Here is a 10158-nt window from a genome sequence, read left to right on the forward strand (position 1 = left end):
CACGATCCACGGCCGCGACTGACGTTTCCCCACGCCTCGACCAACGAGCAGACAAGCCGACGGTCACTTGATCAACAACTTCTGTTAGGACCTCTTAGGCCCGCTGCCAGGCCGGAGAAGGCCACGCGTGCCGCTGCCGCGGGGGCGCGGCCGGTGTCGGGGAAGAGCCCGACCGCTGCGCCTCTGTCGCGGAAGGCTGCGCCTGGCGGGTTCCAGCGGCAAGTCGACGCCGGTGCCCAAGGGCAAGGCATCCAAGAGCGGGGCGAAGACCGCGGGTGCGGCAACGGCCCGGGTGGAGTGGTGTAACACCGACTTCGAAAGCATCCTCGCTACCCGGTTCATCGAGTGCGATGTCAGGTCGGTGCCGATCTACATCCGCATGGACGGCGCGATCCAGGCCACTGCCCGCTTCATGTTCCTGCGGATGCTTCAGCTCGACGGACAGAAGAGCTTCACCGAGCACCTGACGATCGAGCCCGCGCAGCAGATTCCCCCCGCGTTCCGTGAGATCAACTTCGTGGGTGTGGAGCACCTGTGCCAGGGGTCGTGTACGCCGCAGGAGCCCGATGACAGCGCGTGGAAGGGCAAGACGTGGTGGGTGCCGGGCGAGATGCATTCCGCGTCGCTGACCACTCCGTACACGTGGGACGCCTCGGTTGCCGGGAAGACGTTCCTGTACAAGCCGGATGTGAAGATCGACGCGCACATTCTGCCTGCGGACGGGAGGATCCGCCCGTTCATGACCGGCTACCAGTGGTCTTTGGACTACGACGGCGGCACGGAGGATCTCGACCAGATCCGACGCGACACCACCAACGCCGGGCCGGGCACGGGCTGTGTGTTCGTCAACCACGCACCCACCTACATCTTCAACGCCAAGGCCTTTCCGCAAGCCGCGGCGCACGGGTGGCTGATCCAGAAGGCCACTCCCAAGCACCCGGGCTCGATGGCCGATCAAAAGCCCCTGTACTACATGGGCGACAGCGCGCAGAACACCCGTAGCCGCAACCGGATCTGCCCCACCGGGTGGGCCGAGGCGAACGGGGACGCCTCCGCCCTGGTGGACGCGGCCGACGCCCTCAACTGTGACGAGTTCGCGTTCGCCTCCTCCTACAACAGCGGCGGCATGTCGTCCGCTGAGGGCGGCCTGAACCCCGCCCTGCTCCCGGGCGGGACCACGCCGACGGGTGCGGCGTGTATTGGCACCTACGCCAAGAAGCACGGCAGCATGGTCCACCTGTTCTCCCTGAACGGCACCGACCCCACGTTCAGCGAGGTGTGCGGCCGGTCGGCTATCTCCGGCATGCACAACCAGGAATCCATGGGCAACCACTTCGCGACGTTCATGCGGGACATGCGGATCATGGACAAGGACGCGTACTGGCTGGACACGCGGATGGATGACGGCGGCACCTGCACGTACGGCATCGGCGGCGGTAAGCCGGTGATCTGCAAGCTGGCCGCGAAGTAACACCCCTTTCCACAAAGGCATTGGCCCCCTCTGCGATCAGGGTGAGGGCCGGTCTGATGTGCACGGCAGACGGTCAGGCCGGGGCGATGAGGACGCTGGGAAGGTCAGCGGTCTTCACGGCGTCCTGGTCGATGGTCACGCCCGTGTAGGCGCCCACGGCGGTGAACACCAACTCGGGCAGACGCTCGCCATGCTCCTCGAAGTACGCGACGACTTCGGCCTCCCTGGCCTCAGGCATCGACGGGAATACCGCGCCCGCGGCGCTGAGGGCGGCATCGAGGGCCGAGCCCTGCCCGGTGTCGGTGCCGAAGTCGGCCCGGTACGCGCAGGCATCGGGCGCATGGATGATCAGGGGCGGTGGGCTGAAACGGTTGGCGGTCAGGCAGAGGATCTCTTGGCCCTCGCAGGGAAGCATCGACTCGGCCTTGCCTTGGTAGCCGGTCGCCCAGGTTGCCATGCCCCAGTCCTCCAGCACGTACGTCCACTCACCCCACGTGCCGTACATGGCGCGGTTGAGATGGGGGGAGGGCTGGCCCGGCTGCCCGGCCGGTGCGCGCAGCTCCCGGTACGGGGTGTGCGCGGCTAGCTCGTCGAGGTCGGCGCCCAGGTTGATGAGGAACTCGTCCGTCTCCACGCCTCGGGCGAGGGTCAGCGAGATGCCGCCGAGCATGCCGGGCACGGTCGATAAGGGGGTGTGGTGGTGTGCGCCTATCCACGCGATGCCGTCACTCATGCCGGTCAGACTATCGGCCACCACTGGCGGCGGTCTTGGCGGTGGCAACGGGCCCGGACCACCGCCTGCGCAGGTCGTGATGGCCAGCCGCGGCGCCCGCGGCCTGTACTTCCGCTGTTCATCGCGGTCGACCACTACACCGATGAATCCGTCCTGACCGCTGTGAAATACGACGAGTACGCCAGGTTCGCAGGGGCAGGAGAGGGACACCGACAACCGAGAAGCTGATGTGGCGTGCCCGCTGGTCCGCCCCGTCCGAGGAGTACGAGCGGGTCCATCCGCCGACCCTGCTCGTCTTCCACCAGTCGGGCGACCACGCTGGTCTTGCTACGCGAAAACGGCCGCCTCCGCCATGCCTTCTTCCCTCCTGGGGGCGGCGGGGTGTCGTTGATGCTCATCGGGAGGCCTCTGCCGTGATGCTGGCGGCCGCGTCGACGGCGGTTAGGTCGCTCGAATGGATGGAGAAATCTGACCAGATTCCTCAGGGTCTACACGGGAGAAGGCTCCGACAGGGCATAGTCGCCCATGGAGACCCTGGACAACCGGGTAAGAATCTGTCGGAAGGCCTCATGAGAATCGCCATCGAGGGCGCCTCAGAGGAGTTCGAGCGGAAACTGCTCGACATCCTTGCCGAGCACCGACACGAACTGACCGTCACCGCGGACACCGACTGGACCGTCGAGCGGGCCGCGCGCTACCTCCGCTCGCTACCCGCCGGCGCCCGCCGATTCGCCGAGATGGTCGTCATCGAAGGCGATGGCTACATCGACGCCGACCAGCTGCGCCAGGTGCTGGGCAAGCTCAACGGGCCGACCGTCGCCCTGTCCCGCGCGATCCCGCGCGGCGTGCGCGAAGGCTGGTGGCCGGAGGGCACCCGCGCCCCCATTACCGCGGTGTACGACCCGGACAACCCCAGCTGGCACAAGAACATCGCCTACCAGATGGACCGGGATGCCGTGTTGCCGGTCTTCCGGGAGGCCATAGTCCGCATGGACACCACACAGGGGGCCGACGGCCGGGGGGTGCGGGGCTAACCCCTCACCCCGGGACAGTCGGCGCCGGTTCGTCCAACCGGCGGGCTGTACCGGTTGATGGAGGTCACCTGTGTTCCCCGCCCGCAGCGCCGCCCGCTCCGTTCGTGGCGGCCGTCATGCGCAAGGCGCACCCTTCGCTCCTGACCGATGCCCGCCAGCTGCCGCACCCCCAACCACGGCCTGAAAACCCCGAATCTGGCTTGGTCTCAGGTCAGCGGGGTGTTGGCCAGGACACGGCGAAGAATATGCCAAGAGAGGTCGGATTCGGTGGCGAAGGGTTGCTGCTGTTTGGATTTCTCATCGATGTAGTTGAAGGTGTCGCGGCTGTAGCTGTCGCCGTCATGGTCGTGGACTGCGGTCTGCTCGGGGTTGAGGTAGACGTGGAAGCTGGCGCCGAATTCGGCGGTGGAGTTCATGTAGCCGGGGCCAGTGGTGCCGTCGCCGCCGTCCATCGGGCAGTACACCCGGTGGACGGCGTAGTTGTCTTTGGAGAGCCAGGCGCACTGGCCGGGGGTGAGGGTGAGTAGGCCGAGCTTGCGGGCGTCCCACTTGAGGTGTTCGTAGACCATGACGTCGAGCTGGCCGGCGAGGCAGAAGACGATGCCGGTGGTGTGGCCGTGGGAGTGGATGGGCGAGTAGTGCTGCGCCGGCCAGATCTCCAGGACGACGGGCGAGCCGATATTGCCCTTCGGGTGGTCATCGGGGTGAAGGTGGCCGTGTTCGGTGGCCAGGTCGTCGTACTCGCCCCGGCCGGTGCAGGCGACGCGAATGTACGGTGGATGAGTCTGGTCACGCTTGTACTTCTCCAGCAGGATCTGGCGCAGCAGCCCCATCTTGTCGCCGGGTTCGGCGGCGGGGGCCAGATGCTTGCGCATCGCTTCGACCTCCCACGCGGACAGGCGCAGGTCCTCGGCCTTGCGTGCAAGGTCCATGACGGCTGGCGGGATCATCAGCTGGCGGGCGTACTCGTCGAACGAAGTGGCCTGCCCGATCACCAGTGACGGGAGGGCCTCGGCGCCCTTGAGGCGCAACTGACGTTCCTCTTCCTTGGTGATGTGGAAGGGATACATCGGCCCGCGGGGCTCCAAGGGACCGGCGGGGGTATGGGCGGCGGTCAGGCTCATGGGAAGACTCCCTCGTGTTTTGCGGTGAACGCAGCTGATGCGGGCCCTGAAAGAACTGCGGAACGCCGTCAGTGGGTGGCCGCCGTTGCATCGCGGCCGACGCTTGGCGGCCACCGCTGATGGACCGGCACTCGTCAGGTAGAACTTCCGCGACAGCGGCGTTCGTGCTCGTGCGGAGTCAGCCCTGGTCCTCGGACGAGGGATAGATCCGCCACAGCTGGGAGAGGTTGGGTCCGCCCCACATGCGGGTCAGGCCTACCAGCCGGTCGTTGCCCTGGAGGTGGTCCGCGATGGCCAGTGCGTAGCGCGGGTGCACGACCGAGACCAGGTAGAAGTCGTTGCCTCGCTCTGCGTGGGAGACCAGCCGCCAGTGCTGGTTGAGGCTGTCCGTGCGTTCTCGAAGGGTCACAGTTTCGGGCGGGTTGGCACCTGCGGTGAGGCAGCGGTGGTTGGCGTACGACTCGATGCGCACGGTGCCGTCGGCGTTATGCCGCAGGAACCACCGGTGCGAGTTGTTGTCCTTGGCGAAGGGGTCCTGTGCCCAGGTCTGGGTGTGGTTTCCGACACCGTCGTGCCAGTCGTTGCACATGAAGTAGGTTCCGGTGACGTGGTGGGTCATCATCACCGATCCGCCCGCGAGCAGTACGAGGTCGCTCAAGTCATGCTCCTCAGCTTCGGGTGTTCTTCGCAGGAGCGGGAGCCCCTGCAACTCAGCGTAAAGAGTCGGCGGTTGCTCCCCAGCGTGGCTAACCGGCCGTTTCTCGAGGTCATAGGGCTGTCCGGGAGATCTCGAACGGGGAGACGGCGCTACTCGAACTACCTAACTGAGTGTCACCCACACGTCCCGCTCGCGGCTGCGATGGTGTGGCAGCGCACCGCCGGATTCGAACGGGCAGATCGAACGCCAGCGGCAGGCGAAAGCGGCAAGAACGAGAAACTGACAGCTGTCCCGACGAGCCGCCTGTCTCATACTGCGGGGCGACAATCAGCTCACCTCGAGTTCGCGCACCCCGCGCGCACAACCAACCCGTCTGTCGACCGCGGAGTGGGCGAGGAACGTGAGGCTCGATGGAAGTCGTCGGATATGTAGCCGCCGGGGCGGCGTTGGGAGGTCACCGTGAATGAGCCCGCCCGCACAGGCACAGCCCTGGTGCACGCTGAGTACCACCTCTTTCAGATCACGGACCCGCAAGGGCCTGCGGCCGACGACCTCGACGCTAGCCGCACCGGTCTGGTGTCGGCCGATGGCGGAGCCATCGAGGTTAGGACCGGGATCCACACCGGAGACGTCCATGTCACGGTCGAGCCGCACTCCCAGAGGCCCGACTCTGCCCCGGGCTGGGAAGAGATCGCTGAGATTTCATGCAGCTCTCCCTCCGGGGAGTTGCTCGTGGCGCCCTTGATGGACGATCCGGCGGATCTGCCCTCGCTGGCGTCTCAAGGCCCCGGCTCGTATCGGCTGCGTGTCCACGCGCGTGGCCGGGACAGGGCCGTCGACCAGACGGTGGTGGACGAAGTCGTGGAGTCGTATCTGATCCAGAGCTGGCCCGCCGCACACCAGGACGCTCTCCTGGTGAAGGCGACAGACGCCTACGGCTCCCAGGTACGAGCTCAACAGGCCGACGACACCATCGTCATCGACCACGAGGACTCACTCGATACCCAGATCGGCCTGGAACGCGACATCCTGCACCGGGCCGAACGGGGCGACTACTCCTGACCGCGATCACGCACGTCTTCGGTTGGGGCGGCCGTGCCGCCCCAACCGAAGACGTAGGCGAACTGGAGCAGTTCGCTGAACGAGCCCGTGCATGGTTGGCGGTGAGACGTCGAAAAATCCGCTGGGGAAACGCTGTTCACATCCGCTGTACTGACGTCAGGCCCGTGACCTGCTGGTGAGACGGCAGGCTGGCGATCGCTCGAACGGTGTCGCTCATGTGCTCGCGGCGGCCGAGGTGACGGGCCAGTTCTCTTCAGATGTGCGATGCCGTGCTCGCTGCGGATACGGCGTGAGGAAGCGCCTCGCGCTGACGCTCGTGCATCTCGATGGCATCAGCCCAGCCACAAGACATCGACCAGCCTCGACGAACGCACAACCACTCGGCGAAAGATAAGGGGGTTCAGACGCGGGGCAGATGGCGGCTCACGAGGGCCCGCAGCTGCTCCGCGTCCTGCGGAGAGCGCAGCCCGCGCTTGGGCAGCACCTCCACGAGCAGGATGTTCGGGTCGCGGCTGAGCAGCACCACGTGGTCGCGGGTCTCGCGGTAACCGCGGAAGACTGACCAGCGCAATACGAGCGTCGCGTGCGCGGTCTCGGCCGCGATCCCCGTCTCGCTCACGGACGTACGGTACTCCCCTTGCCAGGAGACTGTGCGCAGCGCGTGGTGGGCCTGGAGGTGGGGGATCGACCAGATCCAGGCGGCGCAGAAGACGGCGGTCACGAACGACAGCGCGGAGCTTTCCGGTGCGGTCACCACCAGCACGGCGCCAGCCCCGAACAGCCCCGTGAAGCCCCACCGGACCAGGTGGAGGCGCCGACGGCGCTCACGCAGCCGGACGCCCGCGAGGATGTCGGCGCGCGTAGGCCGGTAGACCAGCTCGATCGTGTCCTGTCTTCCGTCCCGCCCCATGCCCACGACCATGAACCGGGATCGTACTGCCCGTGCCGGCTGTCGTGATCAGCTACATCTGTCAACGCTGGATCTCGGCGTTCGTCAGCGCGAGGAGAGCCCGCAGGAGCGTGGTCGCGTGGCGGGCGTTCATGCGGACCTTCGTCAGGATCCTCCAGCACTTCAGGTCCGCGAAGCCGTGCTCCTGCCACGCCACTTCCCTCGTACACCGGCGCAGCTCACGGCGCCAGATGTGCTGCTCTCGGTCGCGGCAGGTTGCCGATGTCATGGGGAGCAGGGTCAGCAGCCGAGAGCTCGCGTGCCCACGACACGGCGCTCCGTTACGCAGAGACGGATCCACGGCGCGTCCGGGCCGCCGAAGCGTGTCCGGCGGCCCGGCGGGCGGCGAATCGACTGTCGGCGCAGGGTGATCAGCCCTGCTTCGCCTTGTTGCTCTGCGCCTTCAACGACGCCACGATCTGCTGCGTCAGTTTCTTGGCACTCGCGGCGCCGTTGTCGCTGCCGTCCGTGGACAGCACGATAACGACGGCTGTTCCCACACGGGTGGCGATCAGCGTGGTGCCGCTCTCCCAGGCGCTGTCGGTGAGCGTGATGGTGTAGGCCCCGTCCCCGAGCCCGGCCGTGGAGGCGCCGGTGACCTTCACCGTGCTGTGGGTGTCGGAGTCCGTGTAGTTCGGGCATGCGGCGACGACCTTGGCCAAGTCCTTCACCACGTCAGCCGCGGTCCTGCCGCGGTAGACGTCGATCTCCTGGTCGAGTTCGGCGGACGTGTTCTTGTTGATGTAGGAGTTCTGCGCGAACGACACCCCCTCGACGCCGGTGAGGCTGATCCAGCTAGTGGATCCGAGGCCGGCGCAGTGGGGTTTGGCGGCGCTCTTGGTGCTCGGCGTCTGGTACGTGTTTCCGGTGTCCCTGGCGAGGCTGGGATCGGCGGCGAATCCGGACGGGAAGTACGACGCGGGCGCCAGGGCCTTCTTCAACTGCGAACCCGTCAGCAGATTCGCGTTGGGATCCTTGGTCGCGGCGGGCTTGGCGGCTGCGGTAGAGCCGCTGGAAGAAGAACCGGAGGAGCAGGCGGCGAGGGCCAGCGGGAGTGCCGCCACGGCGAGCACCTTGACGGCAGGGGACGCGAGACGCATCAAAATCCTTGAGAAAGTCGCACACTGCGCCGCGCCAGGCGGGGAGGGGGGTGCGTGCGAGCCCGAAAGGCGGGTACGTCCGAAACCGGGCGGGCGGGGCCGGAAGATCACCGAGCCCAGGCAGATCTTAGAGGGCCGATGGGCACCGAGAGATGTCCGGTCGATCAAGTCTCGGTCAAACAAACCTTCCTTATCTGGAAATTGCCGCGCCTTGGGGAAAGGGAGAGGGCTGGCCTGAGTTCGTCCGGATAACGGCTCGTGGCCGTAACGCGGCGCACCGCCAGTGATCGCCGACTTTGAGACGGACGAGGAGACCGGGACCGGGGGCTGAGGGCTGGGTCGAGCCAGCTCAAGGCTGTTCTGAGCAGACCGGGCCGCTGCGTACGTCGTTGAGGTAGTTGGCGTAGGTGCGTTGCCTGGTCCAGGCGGAGGCTCCGGAGTCCTAGGCTTCGGCGAGCGGGACCAGGTGGTCGATGTCGAGGCCGCGGGGGCCGTCGATGACGGTGTCGTCGTACCAGGAGTGCCAGCGGCCCCCCCGGACAGGGTGCACCGGCCGGTAACCGCCGGCGCCTCCACCGCTTCCTCGAGGTGAGGACTTCCCGTCCTGTCGCTGCCATCGGTCACTCCTCCTGTTTTGCCTGCTTGAGGTCCTGCACGTACTCGTCCAGCGTCGAAGCTCTCGTTCCAGAACCGCTCGAATCCGCCGGTCCACTCGTGGACCGGTCGCAGCCCGCAGGCGTCCAGGCCGTAGAGGCGCTGCTTGCCTGCCTTGCGGTCCCGCACCACTGGACGGCCGCCGGCACCTACGCCGGCGGCTTCCCCGGGGCGAAGACCCAGCCCGGCACCGACGTCACCTTCACCGGCACCGACACACTGCGCATCAAGAACGGCAAGTTCGTGGAGTACTGGCTGAACTCCGACACCCTCCAACTCCTCACCCAGCTCCACGCCCTGTAAAGGACCACCCGCCCGCTGCCCCGCCGCCCTCACCGACCGCATGGTCGGTGAGGGCGGCGGGGCGCGCGTGGCAGGCTTCCTCGGCCGTGGGACGGAGCTGCGGCGGCGGCAGCGAGGCTCTGAGGGTGTGTAGCTGACCTTGGCCGGGACCTGCTTGATGGCGTCGACGATGGGAGGTGTTCGAAGTCTCACCCCACAGGCACAGGAGCCGAAAGGCTCAGTGGTGGTCGTGGATCGCTCTGAAGCTGCCGACAAGCGCGAAAGGCACCACAGCCCCGTCGAAGACCGTCGTGCCGGGGATCGCGCTGCTGGAATTTCGGGGCCCAATAGTCGCGATTGCACCGCCATTGTCGCAGGTGATCCCAGTGAAGAATTCGACAGTCCTGTCACTGTCGTTTCGGACGTTGAAGCTGGTGGCGGGACTACTGATCACGGCAGTGCACACACCCGGCTCGGCTGAATACGTTCGCTCGTTGACGTGGATCCGTCCCTCGTCGTTCCTGAAGCCGTTGTGCGTCTGGCCGTCGCCTCCGAAGGGAACCGAGGCAGCGGCCTCCTCCACAGACGGGGCGGCATGTGGGACGGAACTGGAAGCCGAGGCGTAGTTCACACCGGTTGCAACCAGGGCCGTGACACCCACCGACGCAGCGATCGCGACAACGGCACGCCTACGCGCTCCGCCTCTCCTTCTTTCAGGCATTCCGTTCCTCCATCTCTTAGTGATGTCAGCTGAGCAGCCGACCATGAATGAAAATACTTCTACCCTTATCTGTCGCCACTTCAGAATGTGGCTGAGGGGGTGACAAATGAGGCCGATTGGGTGTTCGAAGGCCCAAGGATGCCTTCGTGACGGGCTATCACATCGCCGACTCCAGAGGAACATTGGCCGGGGCGTTGAGCCACCCGGGGGACTGGACTGACACCCCCTCACACTGCTGATGGCGTGTCATGCATTGACATCACTCCACACAAGGGCTAGGCAGTGTCTTTCCGATCATCTGATCGTTGGGTCGGTCGTGAGGGATGGGGAGATATCTGACGCTGCGTGGACGGTGATCGAGCCTTTGCTG

Annotated in this window: 10 protein-coding genes; 4 read left to right on the forward strand and 6 right to left on the reverse strand. The window is 66.3% G+C overall.

Annotated features, from left to right (window positions below; all coding sequences use genetic code 11):
* The first annotated feature begins 361 nt into the window (after positions 1–361).
* Positions 362–1471, forward strand: coding sequence for a hypothetical protein (locus ABZ192_RS42680; RefSeq protein ID WP_356929845.1), 1110 nt, complete (start codon positions 362–364; stop codon positions 1469–1471).
* 73 nt (positions 1472–1544) lie between these two features.
* Here ABZ192_RS42680 and ABZ192_RS42685 read toward each other — a convergent pair whose 3' ends face one another.
* Entirely contained in the window at positions 1545–2204 is a 660-nt protein-coding gene (locus ABZ192_RS42685) for a hypothetical protein (protein ID WP_356929846.1), read from the reverse strand.
* Positions 2205–2773: 569 nt separating this feature from the next.
* On the opposite strand from ABZ192_RS42685, the gene ABZ192_RS42690 reads away from it, so the two are divergent.
* A complete protein-coding gene (locus ABZ192_RS42690; protein WP_356929847.1) occupies positions 2774–3238 on the forward strand; it encodes a hypothetical protein in 465 nt (154 codons plus the stop codon).
* Between the two features lie 206 nt (positions 3239–3444).
* Here ABZ192_RS42690 and ABZ192_RS42695 read toward each other — a convergent pair whose 3' ends face one another.
* Both ABZ192_RS42695 and ABZ192_RS42700 read right to left on the reverse strand, forming a co-directional pair.
* Positions 3445–4362 (reverse strand): hypothetical protein, encoded by a 918-nt coding sequence (locus ABZ192_RS42695; RefSeq protein ID WP_356929848.1) that lies wholly within the window; start codon positions 4360–4362, stop codon positions 3445–3447.
* 178 nt (positions 4363–4540) lie between these two features.
* Positions 4541–5020, reverse strand: coding sequence for a hypothetical protein (locus tag ABZ192_RS42700; RefSeq protein ID WP_356929849.1), 480 nt, complete (start codon positions 5018–5020; stop codon positions 4541–4543).
* 732 nt (positions 5021–5752) lie between these two features.
* Here ABZ192_RS42700 and ABZ192_RS42705 point away from each other — a divergent pair.
* The gene (locus tag ABZ192_RS42705) at positions 5753–6082 is read left to right on the forward strand and encodes a hypothetical protein (protein ID WP_356929850.1); all 330 of its coding nucleotides are present in this window, start codon (positions 5753–5755) and stop codon (positions 6080–6082) included.
* 400 nt (positions 6083–6482) lie between these two features.
* Here the strand turns inward: ABZ192_RS42705 and ABZ192_RS42710 are convergent, their stop codons facing one another.
* The 3 genes from ABZ192_RS42710 to ABZ192_RS42720 all read right to left on the reverse strand — a co-directional run bounded on the left by ABZ192_RS42710 (position 6483) and on the right by ABZ192_RS42720 (position 8131).
* A complete protein-coding gene (locus ABZ192_RS42710) occupies positions 6483–7004 on the reverse strand; it encodes a YcxB family protein (RefSeq protein ID WP_356929851.1) in 522 nt (173 codons plus the stop codon).
* A gap of 49 nt (positions 7005–7053) precedes the next feature.
* Positions 7054–7260: a hypothetical protein gene (locus ABZ192_RS42715; protein ID WP_356929852.1), complete on the reverse strand. Its 207-nt coding sequence runs from the start codon at positions 7258–7260 to the stop codon at positions 7054–7056.
* Between the two features lie 142 nt (positions 7261–7402).
* Complete coding sequence (locus ABZ192_RS42720) at positions 7403–8131, reverse strand: hypothetical protein (RefSeq protein ID WP_356929853.1); 729 nt, start codon at positions 8129–8131, stop codon at positions 7403–7405.
* Positions 8132–8845: 714 nt separating this feature from the next.
* On the opposite strand from ABZ192_RS42720, the gene ABZ192_RS42725 reads away from it, so the two are divergent.
* Entirely contained in the window at positions 8846–9088 is a 243-nt protein-coding gene (locus ABZ192_RS42725) for an ester cyclase (protein WP_356929854.1), read from the forward strand.
* Positions 9089–10158: the final 1070 nt, after the last annotated feature.

Origin of the sequence: Streptomyces sp. NPDC006235 (assembly GCF_040613735.1) — a bacterium.
Classification (GTDB): domain Bacteria; phylum Actinomycetota; class Actinomycetes; order Streptomycetales; family Streptomycetaceae; genus Streptomyces.

Bases quoted from the DNA above. Each gene is read 5' to 3' on its own strand.
- ABZ192_RS42685 (WP_356929846.1), bottom strand. From the start codon at position 2,204: ATGAGTGACGGCATCGCGTGGATAGGCGCACACCACCACACCCCCTTA.
- ABZ192_RS42690 (WP_356929847.1), top strand. From the start codon at position 2,774: ATGAGAATCGCCATCGAGGGCGCCTCAGAGGAGTTCGAGCGGAAACTG.
- ABZ192_RS42695 (WP_356929848.1), bottom strand. From the start codon at position 4,362: ATGAGCCTGACCGCCGCCCATACCCCCGCCGGTCCCTTGGAGCCCCGC.
- ABZ192_RS42710 (WP_356929851.1), bottom strand. From the start codon at position 7,004: ATGGTCGTGGGCATGGGGCGGGACGGAAGACAGGACACGATCGAGCTG.
- ABZ192_RS42715 (WP_356929852.1), bottom strand. From the start codon at position 7,260: ATGACATCGGCAACCTGCCGCGACCGAGAGCAGCACATCTGGCGCCGT.
- ABZ192_RS42720 (WP_356929853.1), bottom strand. From the start codon at position 8,131: ATGCGTCTCGCGTCCCCTGCCGTCAAGGTGCTCGCCGTGGCGGCACTC.